Here is a 15,421-nt window from a genome sequence, read left to right as displayed (position 1 = left end):
GACGTCGTGCTAGATGGAGCCTTCCTTGCCGACGAACACCGGGCCCGCGGTGCGGGCTGTCGCGGCCGCCGCGCGCTCCGGCAGCGACGACGTGTCGAGGGCGAACGTGAGGATCGCCGTCGCCATCGCGTCGGAGTTGATGTCCAGGGCCTCGAGGTTGAGGTTGCCCAGCATGTCGTACTGGCGGTCGAGTTCCTTGTAGAGCGCCGCGTCCGCGCCGTTGCGGACGGGGAACAGGCTGTCGCACGGGTCGTGGTAGCAGGGGTCGTACTGCGCGCCCTCGACACCGCCGTAGTCGGCGACGTCCTGCGCCGTCTTCAGGACCTCGGCGCCCGTGAAGAGACCGCCGGCCGGGATGCCCGTCGCGATGAACGGGCCGTAGTCGGACCGGCCGGTGAAATCAGCCGCCCGGGTGGGCCGGTCGCGGTCGGCGAAGAAGTCCTGGAAGACCGCCTCGATCTCGGCCGAGCCCGGGGGGCCCGCCCCCGCGCCCTCGGCGGCCGAGTCGTCGCCGTCGTACACGCCCAGGATGTAGTTGGCCGACGCGATCATGTCGAAGTTGAGGTACAGCGCGATGTTCGCCTGCTGCTCGGCCGTCAACTCTCCGACATAGAAGGTCGAACCCACCAGGTTGGACTCCTCGGCGCCCCACCAGGCGAACCTGGTCTTGTGGGGCGTCTTCGTCTTCGCCATCTGCAGCGCGACCTCGAGCAGCGCGGCCGAGCCGCTGCCGTTGTCGTTGATGCCGACCGTGTCGGGCTCGGAGTCGAGGTGGGCGCCGGCCATGACGACCTCGGTCGCGTCGCCGCCACGGGACTCGGCGATCACGTTCTCGGTCTGGCGGACCTCTGACGTGGTGTCCGCCATGATCCGGACGGTGAGCCCCGGGGTGTTGGCGAGTGCCTCGCCCGTCGCGTAGGAGACGCCGACGGCCGGGATGCCGGCCGGCGCACCGAGCGTGGGCAGCAGCAGGTTGTAGCGGTCGGGGTTGGCCTCCGGGGTGCCGTTGCCCTGGTTCATCAGGATGACCGCCGCGGCGCCCGCGGCCTCCGCGTTGGCGACCTTCAGGCCGAATCCGCAGTTGGTGCCGCCGCGCTGCAGCAGCACGATCTTGCCGGTCACGACGGCGGGGTCGAAGTCGCCCGGCTCACAGCCCGACGTCGACGCCCGCGGCGGCGTCAGCGCGAGGTCGACGGGGACGACCGCGGCCGTCACGTCGGCGGACCCGGAGTAGTCGGCCAGGCTGTAGTCGACACCCTCCGCGTAAACGGTCGGGTTCGGCGACACCTGCTCGAAGGCCGAGCCGAACGCCTCGAAGAAGTTGAACTCGAACGGTTGCCGGGTGACCTCGTAGCCGGCCAGCCGCATCAGCGTCGCCACGTAGTCGGCGCTGCGGTCGTAGCCGACCAGGCCCGAGCCGCGGTTGCCACCGCTGAGGCTGCCGATGGCCTGGAAGGCGATCTCGTGCCGGAGCACGCCCCCGAGGGTCACCGCCTTGGTGAGCTTGCGTACGGAGTTGTTGTTGGAGGTGGCCTGGGCCGGGTTGGCCAGTGCCAGGGCACCCACCAGGCTGGCAGCGCCGATCGCCGCCAGGGTTTTGCGGACGGTGCGGGACACCACGATGTGAACTCTCCTCGCCGTTCGCCACGCCCGGCCTCCATGCCCCCGCGCCGGGCGAACCCAGACCATCGCATAGACGAGCGATGATCAAAACGGCCGTTCGGTCGAACGGATCACACCATCCTGAAATCGGCGAAGTCGAATCCGGGCGAAACGACGCAGCTCACCAGCACCGGCTCGGCGGTCAGGGGCAGAGCCGACTGCCACACCCCACCGGGTACGCGCAGCTGCGGCCGCGCGCCGCCCGCCACGTCCGGGCCCAGCACGGCGGTCTCGACCTCGGCCGGCTCCGCGCCGGAACCGCCGAGGCGCAGCGCCAGCGGGCCGCCCGCGTGCCAGAGCCACAGCTCGTCGGAGCGGACCAGGTGCCACGCCGACTCCTCGCCGGCCAGCAGGGCGAAGTAGATGCCGGTCGCGGCCGCGCGCGGGCCCGCGTACCCGGTCGGCTCGAAGGTGTGCGCGGACCGCCAGGTCTCGGCGTACCAGCCGCCCTCCGGGTGCGCCGTCAGCCCGAGCTCGGTGATCCAGGGATGCGTCATGCCGGCGACGATATCTTTCAGAAGAAGCCTGCTGGCGCTCGGTCTGCGGGGCCGCCGCGTCAAAGAAGGTTGCGCTCCGCCAGGCGGTTAGTGGCGATCCGAACATGTTTGTCGGTGAACATGCGAGCCTTGCGGAGACTCCAGGATTCGACCCGCCTGGTCAGCTCGTCGGCGTTATCGGTGCGCGGGAGACAGTGAGCGGCGAAATGGACGGTCGCCAACAGTTCGAGGCTGTACGGGGTTTCGAAGCCGTCCAGGAGGCTCAGCAGGGTATTGATGCGTTCGTCGGCAGTTCGGTCGTGCGCGAGCACGGCTTGCGCCGCCGGAACGCTTCCCGGAGCGGGGTTGATCGGAGCGAAGGTGGTCACGGGAGCGGAGCGGTCACCGATGCCGGTCAGGTAATGGCCTTCCAGGTCGCCCAGCACATGACTCAGGTCGGCGGCGTAGGGGCCGTAGCTCCCTCGCGTGAACTTCAAGCGTGTCGGTGCCCCGAGAACCTGCAGGAAGTACGCCAGCTTCTGGATCTCCAGCTCGCTGACTCCCTCGCGCACCTCCTGGAGCCGGGCGCGGACGAGGTAGCGATCGACGGCAACGAGCAAGAGTGCCCGCATCGGCGTCAGCCGCGGTCGCGGTGTCGCGTTCGGCATCGCCGCGGGCTCGGGCGCTCCTGTCGGTGGGAACACCACCGCACGGACGCTTGGAATCTGGGCGCAAGCATTCTCGATCAACGGGAGAACCTCGCTCCACGCGAGCCCGCCGTTCCCGCATCCCAGGGCGGGGATTGCCACAGAACGTATCTCGAGTCGCCGCACTGTCTCAACCAGTGACGCAAGACCTGACGCGATGTCTTCGAGCCTTGACGCACTCCGCCAGTGTTGCTTGGTAGGGAAATTGAGGATGTACCGCCGATGGCCCAACACTCCCGTGTCGAAGGGCCACACATGCCCCAACTGAACATCCCCCCGAGCGCAAGCAGCGCGGTAGGCCCGGTAGTTGGCGGGGAATGCCCGCTTGAACTGGAGGGCGATGCCCTTGCCCATAACCCCGACGGTGTTGACGGTGTTGACCAGCGCCTCCACGTCAGCCGTCAGCAAGTTGCCGCGACCTTCCTCGATCATCTCCTCACCTCCGCTCGAACCCGTAGTACCACTTGGGTCTGACGATTATTCGCTCAGCGAGCGGGTGGCCGCTGATCAGGCGTCCTGCCTGTGAGCGATGTTGATCACTGTACGTCGCAATCCATCGGATGAGCTGAGTCGGCAAGGCGTCGTGGACGAGGAACTCGGCCTGCCGCCGGCGTTGGCGGTCCATGTCGTCCTGCGCATTGCTCCAGCGCTCGGCCATCATGAGCGGCCAATCGACCATCGTTGAGAGTGAACCCAGGTCAGCGGTGAACTCGCTTGTCGCAGTGGCAGCGTTGCCATCCGTACCAACCCAGGCGAGTCCCGCGTCTACGACCGCGCCGATGGTCGTGACGAGGTAGACGAGGGGTCGATCACCCCCGGCATAGCAGTCCGGCTTGCTGTCGCGGTGGTCGCACGCGATGCGGTACATCATCGGAGACCGACTCGCGAAATAGAACGGCACGTAGTCTCCGACGAGTCCGCCCGGACCCGCAAGGACCGGGCGTAGGCGCCGGGACTGCTTGATTGCCGGATCGCCGACTTCGGTACGGGTCTGTCCGTCGCGGGCTGCGACGTCGCAGAGCAAGCGACCCGTACTGAAGATCCGCTGGAGGTTGTCCATGTGGGTGAAGTGGTAAATCCATTGATCCCTTGGACCCGCGCCACTCACGTCAGGCATCTCCGAGGGCTCCCTGGCTGTGCTTGCGCGTTCGGCCGGCGTGTCCGGGAGGAGACTGTAGTCGCAGTCGGCTCAGGCGCGGCGCGAGCGCGCCGAGGGGATCGAGTATCTGGGCTGAGGCGGCCTGACGGCGCGGGCGGCGGTCGGCGAAGATGGTCCGCATGACGTTCTCGCTGCCCATCCCGCCGGAGGCGAACGCGCTGCTCGACCGGAGCCCGCTCGCGCTGTTGATCGGCATGACGCTGGACCAACAGGACAAGCTTGAAAAGGCGTTTACGTCCCCCTATGTCCTGTCACAGCGGCTCGGGCACGAGCCGACCGCCCAGGAGATCGCCGGGTTCGACACCGACGAGTTGATCCGGATCTTCGCCGGGCCGCCGGCGCTGCACCGCTTTCCCAAGGCCATGGCGACCCGTACGCAGGAGGTCTGCCGGTTGCTGGTGGACCGCTACGACGGTGACACCGCGCGGCTGTGGACGCAGGCCGCCGACGGGCGGGACCTGCTGCGGCGCGTGGCGGAGCTGCCCGGGTTCGGCAAGCAGAAGTCGCAGATCTTTGTCGCGCTGCTCGGGAAGCGCTACGGCGTGCAGCCGGCGGGCTGGCGCGAGGCGGCCGGTGCCTACGGGGAGGAGGGTGCGCACATGTCCGTGGCCGATATCGTTGACGACGCGAGCCTGGGCAAGGTGCGCGACTACAAGAAGGCCATGAAGGCCGCCGCGAAGTCTGTCGGGTAATCGCCGGATCCCCCGTTTGGGCGTGTCCGGCAGGTGCCACACAGGCGCTGTCAGGATACCGTGGCAGAGGCCCTTGACCCAACGGTGAGTCACCTTTTCGACACGCTACGTCAATAGATCCACGTCAGAAGCGGGTTGTCCGAGCGAGATCATTGACGCGGCCCCCTTGGGTGCCGGCACACTGTCACCAACCAAGGTGTGACCTGGGTCCCCCGGGGGCATCTTGGGAAGGCCGCAGCACCACCGGGTGTTGCACGATAGGTGAGTAAAGACCGAAGGATGATGTTCATCGGTGACGAAGGAGGAAGGCGATGACCCCCACTCTCACGCCGCCGCCTGGCACGGTGGTTCCCCCAGCAACCGATGAACGGTGCGACCGGTGCAACGCGGCCGGCAAGCTCCGGATCACCATGGCGGGCGGGGGCGAGCTCGTGTTCTGCGGGCACCACGCCAACAAGTACGCCGACGACCTGGTGAAGATCACGGTTCAGTTCGCGGCGGACCCGGACTTCCAGTGGCGCGGCGCCGACCTCATGGCGTCGAACTCCGCCAACTGATCCGAACGAAGCCCAGACCGGCCGGAACCCCGCACGGGGCTCCGGCCGGTTCTTTTCGTTCTAGAGGGTTTGTACCGTCGCGATCCGCTCCTCGAGCTGCTCGATCGTCGCCTGGGCACTGGGCGGGCCGCCGCACAGACGCCTCAGCTCCGCGTGGATCTTCCCGTGGGGTAGTCCTGTCCGGTGATGGTGCGCCGCGACCAGAGCGTTGAGCTGACGGCGCAGGACGACCCTTCGCTCGCCCGCCGAGACCGGCGCCGGCGGCGCCGCGGTCATCCCCACCACACGGGCACCACCCGCCCCGTCCGCCGCCGGCCGGCGCTTCTGTGCCGCGAGCTGGTCAGCCTGGCGCTTGTTGAGCAGCGTGGCCACCTGGTCGGCCGTGAGCAGGCCGGGCAACCCCAGGTATTCCTCCTCCTCGGGCGTGCCGGCCAGCGCGCCCGTGCCGAACGAGGCACCGTCGAAGATCACCTGGTCCAGCTCGGCGGTCGCCGACAGCATCTCGTGCCGCTTGGTCAGCTCGCCGCTGGCGTCCTCGGTCTGCTGTGCCCGCTCGAGCAGCGCGTCGTCGAGGCCGTCGTCCTCCTTGGGCTTGCCGAGCACGTGGTTGCGTTCGGCCTCCATCTCGCTGGCCAGCCCGAGCAGGTGCGGCACGCTGGGCAGGAACACGCTGGCGGTCTCACCGGGGCGGCGGGCCCGGACGAACCGGCCGATCGCCTGGGCGAAGTAGAGCGGGGTCGACGCGCTCGTCGCGTAGACGCCGACGGCCAGCCGCGGGATGTCGACACCCTCGGACACCATCCGGACCGCGACCATCCAGCGCTGGTCGGACGCCGCGAACGCGGCGATCCGGGCCGACGCGCCGACGTCGTCGGAGAGGACCACGACGGCCTTCTCGCCGGTCACCCGCTCGATCAGCTTCGCGTACGACCGGGCGTTCTGCTGGTCGGTCGCGATCACCAGCCCGCCGGCGTCGGGCATCCCGCCGGCCCGCTTGACCTGCAGCCGCGCGTCGGCGGCCCGGAGCACCTGGACCATCCAGTCGCCGGTCGGGTCGAGCGCCGTGCGCCAGGCCTGGGCCACCAGGTCCTGCGTCATCGGCTCGCCGAGCCGGGCCGCGAGCTCGTCACCGGCGCTGGTGCGCCAGCGGGTCTCGCCGGAGTAGGCCAGGAAGATGACCGGGCGGACGACCGCGTCGCGCAGCGCGTCGGAGTAGCCGTAGACCGAGTCGGCCCGGGACCGTTGCAGGCCGTCCTCGCCGCGCTCGTACGTCACGAACGGGATCGGGTTGTCGTCGGACCGGAACGGCGTGCCCGTCAGCATCAGCCGCCGGGTCGCGTTCTCGAACGCGGACTTGACCCCGTCGCCCCACGAGCGCGAGTCGCCGGCGTGGTGGATCTCGTCGAGGATGACGAACGTCCGGCGGGTCATGGTCCGCCGCCGGTGCACCTGCGGTGCGATGCCGACCTGGGCGTACGTGACGACCGCACCGTGGAAGTCGGCGGAGGAGTGCAGGTCGGCGTTGCGGAACGCGGCGTCGAGCTGGATGCCGACCCGGGCCGCCGACTGCGCCCACTGCGTCTTGAGGTGCTCGGTCGGCGCGACCACGGTCACGGCGTCGACGGTGCCGTCGTTGAGCAGCTCGGCGGCGATCCGCAGAGCGAACGTGGTCTTGCCGGCGCCCGGCGTCGCGACCGCCATGAAGTCGTCGGACCGGCGCCGCAGGTAGTCGACCATCGCCTTGCGCTGCCACGCCCGCAGTGCCGGGAACGTCTCCAGCGATGGTTTCGCTACCACTGCGGCGCCCCCCTCACGTCACGAAAAACGCCCTCGCGGTGAGGCGAAGGCGGGTCTCAGCATAACCACGCCGGCACCGTGATCCCCAGCAGACACAAGGGTGACGAACGCATCAGGAGGGCGGTGCGGTGTTCCAGTTGCGGCGGATGGCGACGAGCCGGACGGCGAAGACCAGCGTGCCCGCCCCGACCATCGGCCAGCCGGTCAGGTCCGCGCGGAACAGGCCCATCACCGCGACCGCGCCGATCAGGGCGGCCACCGCGTAGATCTCCCGGCGCAGCACGATCGGGATCTCGCCGAGCAGGAGGTCCCGGGCCACGCCACCGCCGATCGCGGCGATCATGCCGAGCAGGCAGGCGCCGACGGGCGGTACGCCGGCCCGCAGGGCGACCAGGGTGCCGGTGACGGTGAACAGGGCCAGGCCGGCCGCGTCGAGCACGACGACGACCCGGCGGAGCCGGGCGAGCTGCGGGTGGAAGAAGAAGACCGCGACGGCTGTGAGAGCTGCCACAACGGCGTAGCGCCAGTCGTCGAAGGCCAGGGGAGGGGCCTGATTGACGACGAGGTCACGGACGATGCCGCCGCCGAGGGCAGCCACAAACCCGACAAAACAGACGCCGAACAGGTCCAGTCGCTTGACCACTGCGGCGGATGCGCCGGATGCGGCGAAGACGGCCACGCCGAGGAGGTCGGCGAGCAGGAGTGCGGCGGTGGGTGACACCGCCGAACTCTAGATCAGCCGTCGGACTTGGGGTCCTCGTCGTAGAACCGGTGGTCGTCTTCGAAGATCTCTTTGCACTCGGGGCAGACCGGGAAGCGGCTGGGGTCGCGCGACGGGACCCAGACCTTGCCGCACAGCGCCTTGACGGGGGTGCCGAGGACCATGGCCTCGGTGATCTTGTCGCGGTCGGCGTAGTGCGAGAACCGCTCGTGGTCGCCCTGCTCGTACGGCGTCTCGACGGGACGCTCGAGAATCGTGCCGCTGGTGTCGGGGACGCTAGGACTGGTCACCAATCAAGTCTGCCAGGTAGGTGCGGTTGCCGCACCTGGCCACCCGTACGGTGACAACGTGAACGACTTGGTATTAGCGCCGGAAGTGGCCGATGCGCTGGGCGCCGGGCGGCCGGTGGTCGCCCTGGAGAGCACGATCATCGCGCACGGGCTGCCCCGCCCCGACAACCTGAAGGTCGCCCGCGAGATCGAGGCGACGGTACGGGCGGCCGGCGCCGTCCCGGCGACCATCGCGGTGCTCGGCGGCCGCGTACACGTCGGGTTGGACGATGCCCAGCTCACCCACCTGGCCGACGCCGACGGCGTGGCCAAGCTGTCGGCCCGCGACCTGGCGGTGGCCGCGGCCAAGGGCGTCGACGGCGCCACCACGGTCGCCGCGACCAGCGCGATCGCGGCCGCGGCCGGCATCCGGGTGTTCGCCACCGGCGGGCTCGGCGGCGTGCACCGGGACGCGCCCTACGACGAGTCGGCCGACCTGGTCACGCTGGCGCGCACCCCGATCGCGGTCGTCTGCGCCGGGGTCAAGTCGATCCTGGACGTCGGCGCGACGCTGGAGCGGCTGGAGACCCTCGGCGTGGCCGTGGCCGGCTTCCGGACGCTGCGGTTCCCCGGCTTCTATCTGAGCGACAGCGGCTTCGGCGTCGACTGGTCGCTGGACTCGCCCGAGGAGGCCGCCCGCGCCATCACTGCCCGGGCCGCCCAGGGCGTGCACCGCGGCGCGCTGGTGATCGCCAACCCGCTGCCCGCGGGCGAGCAACTCGACCCGGCCCTGCACGACCGCACGCTGGCCGAGGGCATGGCCGCGCTGGAGCGGGAGGGGGTGACCGGCAAGGCGGTCACGCCGTTCCTGCTGGGCTGGTTCCACGAGCACACCGGCGGGGCCAGCCTCGAGGTCAACGTCCGGATCATCCTCCGCAACGCCGACCTGGCCGCCCGGATCGCCGCCGCGGCCGCATGAGAAGAAGCGCTGACGATCTTGGCGGCAGAGCCAGCCGGGTCGCCGTAGTGGGCGACCTCGTCACCGACGTCGTCGCCGTGCTCGCCGGGCCGCCGGCGGCGGACACCGACACCGCCGCGTCGATCCGGTTCACCGGTGGTGGCCAGGCGGCGAACACGGCGGCCTGGCTGGCCTGGCACGGCCTGCCGGTCACGCTGCTGGCGGCGGTCGGCGACGACGCGGCCGGCGCGGCCCGGCTCGCGGAGCTCGCGGCCGCCGGGGTCGACTGCCCGCTGCCCCCGCGCGCCGGCGCCCCGACCGGCACCGTGATCGTGCTGGCCGAGGGCGGCCGGCGGACGATGGTCACCGACCGCGGCGCCAGCCTGCTGCTCGACCCGGACGAGGTCGCCGCGGCGCTGGCCGTCGGTGGTGCGGGGCACCTGCACCTGTCGGGCTACGCGCTGCTCGACGAGCGGTCGCGACCGGCCGGCCTGCGGGCGCTGGCGGTGGCCCGGGGGCTGGGGCTGACGGTGAGCGTCGACGCTGCCTCCGCGGCCCCGCTGCGGCAGGTCGGGGGTCCCGCCTTCCGGTCCTGGGTACGCGGCGTCGACCTGCTGCTGGCCAACGAGGACGAGGCGGCGGTGCTGGCCGCCGACCGCCGGGACAAGGCGCGTGCGCTCGCGGCGGAGCTGGGCGCGGCGGTGGTCGTCAAGCGCGGCGGCGCGGGCGCGGTCTGGGCCGGCGCGGGCGGCGACGAGGTGGCGGTGCCGGCGGTCAGCGCGACCGTCGTGGACCCGACCGGCGCGGGTGACGCGTTCGCGGCCGGCCTGCTGACGGCCTGGCTGGCCGGCGGCGACCCACGCGCCTGCCTGACGGCCGCGGTGGCCGCCGGCGCCCGCGCCGTGGTCAGCGTCGGCGCCCGTCCCTGACGCAAGGAACGGTCCGTTGTTAACGCACATGCGTTAACAACGGACCGTTCCTTGCGGTCCTAGGAGCGGGCCAGGGCCGCGATCTCGGGATTGCCGACGACGTGGGTCGGTGGGTTGGTGCGGGCCACGGTGAGCATCGCGCGGCCGACCTCCTCGGTCGTCACGACCTGGCGGGGCGCCGCGCGGCGGACGAGCGGGATCAGCCAACCGCCGCCGGCCATCAGGGCGCGATAGAACCGGCTGCGCGGCTGGATGCCGTGCAACGGCTGGATGAACCCGGGCCGGAACATGTAGCCCCGCTGCGGGAAACGCTCGAGGAGCTCGCGCTCGGTGCGCCCCTTGACCTGGGCCCACCGCTGCCGGGAGGTCTCGGAGGTGCCGGCGCCGGAGACGTAGACGAAGGTCGCGCCGGGGGAGCGCGCCGCCAGCGCGTCGGCGACACCGAGCGTCAGGTCGTACGTGATCCGCTCGTAGGTCTCCGCGCTCATCCCCACCGACGAGACGCCGAGGCAGAAGAAGCAGGCGTCGATGCCGGCCAGCCCGTCGCCGACGCCGTCGAGGTCGAACAGGTCGGTCACGACGATCGAGCGCAGCTTGGGGTGGTCGGCGTTGAGCGGGGAGCGGCCCAGGGAGACCACTTCGGACACGTCGGGCGCGTTCAGGCACTCGCGCAGGACCCCTTGACCGACCATGCCGGTCGTGCCGGTCAGCAGGACGCGCATCCGCGTCAGGCCGCGTGGTTGCGGGGCAGGGTGGCCAGTGCCCGGCGCAGGTCGGCCAGGGACACCGTGGCCGAGTCGTCGAGGTCGGCGAGCCCCGCCTCGATCCACTGCCGCATCAGCGTGGTGACGCCGATGCCGCGCGCGTCGGCGGCGGCCCGGACCCGTTCGTAGGTGTGCAGCGGGAGGCGCACCGACCGGCTGACCATCGGCTGCTCGGTGTCGGGCACCGGCAGGTCGCCGGGCGCTCCGTCGCTGATCAGGTCGGCGAAGTCCGCGCCGCCTTCGTGGAACCGCTTGATCGCCTGGTCTCTGTCCACGGCCTACCGCCCCCAACCGCCAACGGTCTCCTCGTAGCGCTTGATCTCCGTGTCGGTCATCGCGCGCGCCGAGAGGATGTCGAAGTCGTGGTCGTCGTGTTCCGTCTCGGCGAGCAGGACCACGAGCCGCCGGCCGCGCCGGCTGGCGGCGTAGACCACGGTGAGCTCGTCGAGGTGCCGGATGACCCGCCGGGTGCCGTGCAGGGCCTCCCAGACCTCGCCGGGTGTCACGTCGTAGACCGCGAGGTTGCTCAACGCGTCGTCGGTGAAGCTGTACCGGCGGCCCACACCCTCAACGTACCACGGACGTAACACGGACCGCGCCGTCGCGCATACCCCGAGGTGGTGCTTGGATGGAAGGGTGAAGTCGGGTCGACCTGTTCTGATCACCGACGCCGAACGCAGCCAGGACGACCAGCTGCGCCGCCGGACGCATCGCTACGTGTTCATGATGTCGCTGCGTGCCGTCTGCGTGATCGTGTTCGCGGTGCTGGTCGCGACCCGGCCACCGATGATGTGGCTCTGGCTCCTGCTCGTGGGCGCCGCCGCCGTGGTGCTGCCGTGGACCGCGGTGCTGCTGGCCAACGACCGGCCGCCCAAGGAGAAATACCGGCATTTCCACAAGGGCGACCACACGGGCCCGCCCGCCCTGCCGACACAGCCGACGGGCGATTCCGCGCCGCACAAGACGATCGACGCGGAACCGTAACCTTCGTCGTCAGTCGAGGTAGTCGCGCAGGACCTGCGAGCGCGACGGGTGGCGCAGCTTCGACATGGTCTTGGACTCGATCTGCCGGATCCGCTCGCGGGTCACCCCGTAGACCTGGCCGATCTCGTCGAGCGTGCGCGGCTGACCGTCGGTGAGGCCGAAGCGCAGCCGGACCACGCCCGCCTCGCGCTCGGAGAGCGTCTGCAGCACCTGCTGGAGCTGGTCCTGCAGCAGCGAGAACGAGACCGCGTCGACGGCCACGACCGCCTCGGAGTCTTCGATGAAGTCGCCGAGCTGGCTGTCGCCCTCGTCGCCGATGGTCTGGTCGAGCGAGATCGGCTCCCGTGCGTACTGCTGGATCTCGAGGACCTTTTCCGGCGTGATGTCCATCTCCTTGGCGAGCTCCTCCGGAGTGGGCTCGCGGCCCAGGTCCTGGAGCAGCTCGCGCTGGATGCGACCCAGCTTGTTGATGACCTCGACCATGTGCACCGGGATGCGGATGGTGCGGGCCTGGTCGGCCATGGCGCGGGTGATCGCCTGCCGGATCCACCACGTCGCGTAGGTCGAGAACTTGTAGCCCTTGGTGTAGTCGAACTTCTCGACCGCGCGGATCAGGCCGAGGTTGCCTTCCTGGATCAGGTCGAGGAAGGCCATGCCGCGGCCGGTGTAACGCTTGGCCAGCGAGACCACGAGCCGGAGGTTGGCCTCCAGCAGGTGGTTCTTGGCGCGCTCGCCGTCGCGGGAGATCCAGCCCAGGTCGCGGTTCATCTGGATGGGCAGCTTCTCGTCGCGCTCGTCGGCGGCCCGGAGCTGCTCGGAGGCGTAGAGGCCGGCCTCGATCCGCTTGGCGAGCTCGACCTCCTGCTCGGCGTTGAGCAGCGGGACCTTGCCGATCTGCTTGAGGTAGGCCCGGACGGAGTCGGCGGACGCGGTCAGCTCGGCGTCACGGCGGGCCTGCTTGAGGGCCTCGGACTCCTCGTCGTCCCACTCGAAGTCGTTGTCGGTCGCGGTCGAGGCGGCGTCGGTCGCGGCGGCCCGGACCAGCTCGGCCGGCTCCTCGACCACCACGTCCTCGATCTCGGCGGCGAGCTCCTCGGGATCGATCTCTTCGCCCTCGGGGCCTTCGGTCGGCTCGCCCTTGGGCTCCTCGCCTGGCTTGGCCGCCGCCTTGGTCGCCTTGGCGGGGCCCTTGGCCCGCGTCGCCTTGGCGGGGGCGGCCTTGGCCGCGGCGGCCGGTGCCGGGGCGGCACCGTTGGCCGCGGCGGCCTCGCCGACGGCCGGCGCCTGCTTGGGGGGAGCGGCCTTCTTGGCCGCGGTGGCCTTGGCGGTGGTCGCGCGGGAGGCCGGCGTCGCCGAGCGGGCCGCGGCCACCTTGCGCTTCGTGCTCGCCGAACCATCGATCACCACGGTGACGCCGGCGTCGACGATCGCGCGCAAGATCTTCTTGGCCTGGGCCGGGGTCACATCGGCCGACTCGACCGTGCGCTGGACCTCCGCCGACGTGATGTTGCCGCCCCCGCGCTGGGCGTGGGCGATCAAAATCTCGGCGATCGAGCGGACGTCTGCGCCGGGTTGGCGTGGCTCTGTCACGAATGACCTTCCGGAGGCGATCGAGCGGGCACAGCCGGTAGGAACCAGCGATGCGGTGGGCCAGGTTCAAAGGTAGTTGGGCCCCCGAGCCACGAACCGGCCCCGCGGGGGAAGTTCGTGACAGGTGAGCAGGCGTGAATTGTAACGCCGCCCGCGGCAAAACATCGCACGGCGCACGCCTGCACAGCGGCCCGGCCGCGCGATGGCGGCTGCCGGCGGAAAGCAAACGATGGACTTTGACAAAATCGTAACCGTATTGAAGGGGGACTGATGAGCGACAACACGCCGGATCCGTGGGCAACTCAGGCGGCGGAGCTTCTGGCCATCGCGGTGACCGTGGCGCGCGAGGCGGCCGACACGGCGCGCAGCATGCGGGCGGAGGGAGTCTCCGGTGTTTCCACGAAATCGACCGACACCGACGTCGTCACGGCGGCCGACCGCGCGGTGGAGCGCCAGGTGATCGCGGCGCTGGGCGCGCTGCGGCCCGGCGACACCGTCCTGGGCGAGGAGTTCGGCGGCACGGCCGGCGACGGCGCCGTGCGCTGGATCGTCGACCCCATCGACGGGACGGTCAACTACCTTTACGGTCTGCCCGTGTACGCCGTCTCCCTGGCCGCTGAGGTCGAGGGGGTGGTCGTGGCGGGTGTGGTGCGCAACGCGGCCACCGGCGACGAGTGGACGGCCACGCTCGGCGGCGGCGCGTTCCGGGGCGAGCGGCGGCTGACCGGCTCGGCCCAGACCGACCTGGCGCAGGCCCTTGTGGCCACGGGCTTCGGCTACGACGCGAAACGCCGCGCCCACCAGGCCGAGGTGCTGGCCCGGCTGATCACCCGGGTCCGCGACATCCGCCGGTTCGGCGCGGCCGCGATCGACCTGTGCCTGGCCGCCGAGGGCGGCTTCGACGCCTACTTCGAGAAGGGGCTCAACCCCTGGGACCGGGCCGCCGGCGGGCTGATCGCCAGCGAGGCGGGCCTGCTGGTCGGTGGGCTCGACGGCCGGCCGGCGGGCAACGACATGACGGTGGCGGCGCCGCCGGCCATCTTCGGCCCGTTGACCGACCTGCTCGCGGAGTTCGACGCGGCCGGCGGGCCCTGAGCCGTTACGGCGCGGGGCAGGACTGCGGCGGCAGCTTCGGCTCGCCGCCCGCGGCCAGTTCCACAAGCGACTGGTTGACCTCGGTCGAGGTGGCCAGTTGCTTGAACTGGTCGCCGATCACCACTTCGACGACGTCGCCCTTGCGGGCCGGGTCGTACTCGGTGTCGGCCTCGTCGAGGAAGTAGGCCCGGATCACGTGGGCGCTGGCGACCGCCTCGGGGCCGAAGCGGAGCAGGGCCACCTTGTCGACCGCGGTCTTCGAGTTGCCCTTCTTGAGCACCTGGAACTTGCGGTTGGCGAAGTCGTTGGCGACCGACTCGGCGAGCGCCGGCTTGTCGGTCGCGTTGTAGACAGTGATCTTGATGTCGTCGGCCTTCTTGAGTGTCAGATCGACGACCGGCCAACCCTCCGGACACTGTGCCGCCAGCGTGCGACCCTTCTGCGAGTCGTCGACGAGCGCGTAGACCACGAAGGCCAAGGCGAGCGCGCCGAGCACGCCCACGATCACGAGCGCTCGCACCCGTGCAAAGGTCATTTCCGGCTCCCGTGCTGGTGACTGTGGAGGTGGCACGGTTGGCATGCCTTGTGGCGTGGCCTCGGTCACCCGGTCTGCGACCGAGGTTAACGGTTGTCCGCCGGACGCGCGGAAACACCCGGGACATCCCCGGCGCGCCGAACGTGATCCACGGCGTCGGACACCTATCTTCGTGTCGCCTGAGTCACATCGGGAACAACTTCGGGCCGAAGAGCGTCTTAGAGGGCCACGAGGGCGGTATACATGCCTCCCGCAGGGGCAGGTAAGGTACCGCGCTCGCGGGCGCCCGTCAGGTCCGCGCCCCGAAGTTCCGCGGCCGACCGGGAACCGAAACACCGTCGCCTGGCGTTACAACTAGGCGACTTATCGATACGGGAGAGTGAGACCGATGGCCACCGACTACGACGCCCCGCGTCGCGACGAGGTCGACCTCGGCGAGGACAGCCTGGAAGAGCTCAAGGCCCGGCGGACCGACGCACAGTCGGGCGCTGTTGACGTCGACGAGGCCGAAGTGGCCGAGAGCTTC

The 15,421-nt window shown here is 70.5% G+C and carries 19 protein-coding genes; 7 read left to right on the top strand and 12 right to left on the bottom strand.

Features of this window, described 5'->3' with window-relative positions:
• Nucleotides 1-9: 9 nt before the first annotated feature.
• From Asi02nite_RS34360 to darT, 4 genes are all read right to left on the bottom strand, one after another.
• Nucleotides 10-1,620 (bottom strand): M28 family peptidase, encoded by a 1,611-nt coding sequence (locus Asi02nite_RS34360; protein ID WP_203718197.1) that lies wholly within the window; start codon nt 1,618-1,620, stop codon nt 10-12.
• 113 nt (nt 1,621-1,733) lie between these two features.
• Nucleotides 1,734-2,159, bottom strand: coding sequence for a cupin domain-containing protein (locus Asi02nite_RS34355; RefSeq protein ID WP_203718196.1), 426 nt, complete (start codon nt 2,157-2,159; stop codon nt 1,734-1,736).
• 59 nt (nt 2,160-2,218) lie between these two features.
• Complete coding sequence (darG, locus tag Asi02nite_RS34350; protein ID WP_203718195.1) at nt 2,219-3,277, bottom strand: type II toxin-antitoxin system antitoxin DNA ADP-ribosyl glycohydrolase DarG; 1,059 nt, start codon at nt 3,275-3,277, stop codon at nt 2,219-2,221.
• Nucleotides 3,278-3,281: 4 nt separating this feature from the next.
• Nucleotides 3,282-3,962 (bottom strand): type II toxin-antitoxin system toxin DNA ADP-ribosyl transferase DarT, encoded by a 681-nt coding sequence (gene darT / locus Asi02nite_RS34345; RefSeq protein WP_203718194.1) that lies wholly within the window; start codon nt 3,960-3,962, stop codon nt 3,282-3,284.
• 161 nt (nt 3,963-4,123) lie between these two features.
• Here darT and Asi02nite_RS34340 point away from each other — a divergent pair, with 161 nt between their 5' ends.
• Nucleotides 4,124-4,696 (top strand): HhH-GPD-type base excision DNA repair protein, encoded by a 573-nt coding sequence (locus Asi02nite_RS34340; protein ID WP_203718193.1) that lies wholly within the window; start codon nt 4,124-4,126, stop codon nt 4,694-4,696.
• A 311-nt stretch (nt 4,697-5,007) separates the two neighbouring features.
• On the top strand, nt 5,008-5,253 hold the full coding sequence (locus Asi02nite_RS34335; RefSeq protein WP_203718192.1) for a DUF7455 domain-containing protein: 246 nt from the start codon (nt 5,008-5,010) through the stop codon (nt 5,251-5,253).
• 60 nt (nt 5,254-5,313) lie between these two features.
• On the opposite strand, the gene Asi02nite_RS34330 is transcribed toward Asi02nite_RS34335, so the two are convergent.
• The 3 genes from Asi02nite_RS34330 to Asi02nite_RS34320 all read right to left on the bottom strand — a co-directional run bounded on the left by Asi02nite_RS34330 (nt 5,314) and on the right by Asi02nite_RS34320 (nt 8,061).
• The gene (locus tag Asi02nite_RS34330; RefSeq protein WP_275410428.1) at nt 5,314-7,050 is read right to left on the bottom strand and encodes a DEAD/DEAH box helicase; all 1,737 of its coding nucleotides are present in this window, start codon (nt 7,048-7,050) and stop codon (nt 5,314-5,316) included.
• Between the two features lie 112 nt (nt 7,051-7,162).
• Nucleotides 7,163-7,771 carry a trimeric intracellular cation channel family protein gene (locus tag Asi02nite_RS34325; RefSeq protein ID WP_203718191.1) on the bottom strand — a complete coding sequence of 203 codons (609 nt, stop codon included), beginning with the start codon at nt 7,769-7,771 and terminating at the stop codon, nt 7,163-7,165.
• A gap of 14 nt (nt 7,772-7,785) precedes the next feature.
• The gene (locus tag Asi02nite_RS34320; protein WP_203718190.1) at nt 7,786-8,061 is read right to left on the bottom strand and encodes a DUF3039 domain-containing protein; all 276 of its coding nucleotides are present in this window, start codon (nt 8,059-8,061) and stop codon (nt 7,786-7,788) included.
• Between the two features lie 58 nt (nt 8,062-8,119).
• Here Asi02nite_RS34320 and Asi02nite_RS34315 point away from each other — a divergent pair, with 58 nt between their 5' ends.
• Entirely contained in the window at nt 8,120-9,019 is a 900-nt protein-coding gene (locus Asi02nite_RS34315) for a pseudouridine-5'-phosphate glycosidase (RefSeq protein WP_239127430.1), read from the top strand.
• Nucleotides 9,016-9,927, top strand: a complete 912-nt coding sequence (locus tag Asi02nite_RS34310; protein ID WP_203718189.1) for a carbohydrate kinase family protein — start codon at nt 9,016-9,018, stop codon at nt 9,925-9,927. Before Asi02nite_RS34315 ends, Asi02nite_RS34310 begins: the two co-directional genes overlap by 4 nt.
• A 59-nt stretch (nt 9,928-9,986) precedes the next feature.
• Here the strand turns inward: Asi02nite_RS34310 and Asi02nite_RS34305 are convergent, their stop codons facing one another.
• From Asi02nite_RS34305 to Asi02nite_RS34295, 3 genes are read right to left on the bottom strand one after another with little or no spacing between them, the layout of a single operon-like run.
• Nucleotides 9,987-10,649 carry an NAD-dependent epimerase/dehydratase family protein gene (locus tag Asi02nite_RS34305; RefSeq protein WP_203718188.1) on the bottom strand — a complete coding sequence of 221 codons (663 nt, stop codon included), beginning with the start codon at nt 10,647-10,649 and terminating at the stop codon, nt 9,987-9,989.
• Between the two features lie 5 nt (nt 10,650-10,654).
• A complete protein-coding gene (locus Asi02nite_RS34300) occupies nt 10,655-10,966 on the bottom strand; it encodes a YlcI/YnfO family protein (protein ID WP_203718187.1) in 312 nt (103 codons plus the stop codon).
• Nucleotides 10,967-10,969: 3 nt separating this feature from the next.
• The gene (locus Asi02nite_RS34295; protein WP_203718186.1) at nt 10,970-11,254 is read right to left on the bottom strand and encodes a hypothetical protein; all 285 of its coding nucleotides are present in this window, start codon (nt 11,252-11,254) and stop codon (nt 10,970-10,972) included.
• A gap of 73 nt (nt 11,255-11,327) precedes the next feature.
• Here Asi02nite_RS34295 and Asi02nite_RS34290 point away from each other — a divergent pair, with 73 nt between their 5' ends.
• A complete protein-coding gene (locus tag Asi02nite_RS34290; RefSeq protein ID WP_203718185.1) occupies nt 11,328-11,675 on the top strand; it encodes a DUF3099 domain-containing protein in 348 nt (115 codons plus the stop codon).
• A 9-nt stretch (nt 11,676-11,684) separates the two neighbouring features.
• Here Asi02nite_RS34290 and Asi02nite_RS34285 read toward each other — a convergent pair whose 3' ends face one another.
• On the bottom strand, nt 11,685-13,265 hold the full coding sequence (locus Asi02nite_RS34285; protein ID WP_203718184.1) for an RNA polymerase sigma factor: 1,581 nt from the start codon (nt 13,263-13,265) through the stop codon (nt 11,685-11,687).
• A 270-nt stretch (nt 13,266-13,535) separates the two neighbouring features.
• On the opposite strand from Asi02nite_RS34285, the gene Asi02nite_RS34280 reads away from it, so the two are divergent.
• The gene (locus tag Asi02nite_RS34280) at nt 13,536-14,360 is read left to right on the top strand and encodes an inositol monophosphatase family protein (RefSeq protein WP_203718183.1); all 825 of its coding nucleotides are present in this window, start codon (nt 13,536-13,538) and stop codon (nt 14,358-14,360) included.
• A 4-nt stretch (nt 14,361-14,364) separates the two neighbouring features.
• Here Asi02nite_RS34280 and Asi02nite_RS34275 read toward each other — a convergent pair whose 3' ends face one another.
• Nucleotides 14,365-14,880 (bottom strand): LytR C-terminal domain-containing protein, encoded by a 516-nt coding sequence (locus Asi02nite_RS34275; protein WP_308440192.1) that lies wholly within the window; start codon nt 14,878-14,880, stop codon nt 14,365-14,367.
• Between the two features lie 403 nt (nt 14,881-15,283).
• On the opposite strand from Asi02nite_RS34275, the gene Asi02nite_RS34270 reads away from it, so the two are divergent.
• Nucleotides 15,284-15,421 (top strand): DUF4193 family protein (locus Asi02nite_RS34270; protein ID WP_203718213.1); only part of this gene is annotated, 138 nt, incomplete at its 3' end.

It is taken from the genome of Asanoa siamensis, assembly GCF_016862555.1.
Lineage (GTDB): Bacteria > Actinomycetota > Actinomycetes > Mycobacteriales > Micromonosporaceae > Asanoa > Asanoa siamensis.
This window is presented reverse-complemented; position numbering and strand designations above follow the sequence as displayed.

What these genes read in the sequence shown, in the direction of transcription:
- Asi02nite_RS34340 (WP_203718193.1), top strand. Translation starts at nt 4,124, where the DNA reads ATGACGTTCTCGCTGCCCATCCCGCCGGAGGCGAACGCGCTGCTCGAC.
- Asi02nite_RS34280 (WP_203718183.1), top strand. Translation starts at nt 13,536, where the DNA reads ATGAGCGACAACACGCCGGATCCGTGGGCAACTCAGGCGGCGGAGCTT.
- Asi02nite_RS34305 (WP_203718188.1), bottom strand. Translation starts at nt 10,649, where the DNA reads ATGCGCGTCCTGCTGACCGGCACGACCGGCATGGTCGGTCAAGGGGTC.
- Asi02nite_RS34310 (WP_203718189.1), top strand. Translation starts at nt 9,016, where the DNA reads ATGAGAAGAAGCGCTGACGATCTTGGCGGCAGAGCCAGCCGGGTCGCC.
- Asi02nite_RS34355 (WP_203718196.1), bottom strand. Translation starts at nt 2,159, where the DNA reads ATGACGCATCCCTGGATCACCGAGCTCGGGCTGACGGCGCACCCGGAG.
- darG (WP_203718195.1), bottom strand. Translation starts at nt 3,277, where the DNA reads ATGATCGAGGAAGGTCGCGGCAACTTGCTGACGGCTGACGTGGAGGCG.
- Asi02nite_RS34335 (WP_203718192.1), top strand. Translation starts at nt 5,008, where the DNA reads ATGACCCCCACTCTCACGCCGCCGCCTGGCACGGTGGTTCCCCCAGCA.
- darT (WP_203718194.1), bottom strand. Translation starts at nt 3,962, where the DNA reads ATGCCTGACGTGAGTGGCGCGGGTCCAAGGGATCAATGGATTTACCAC.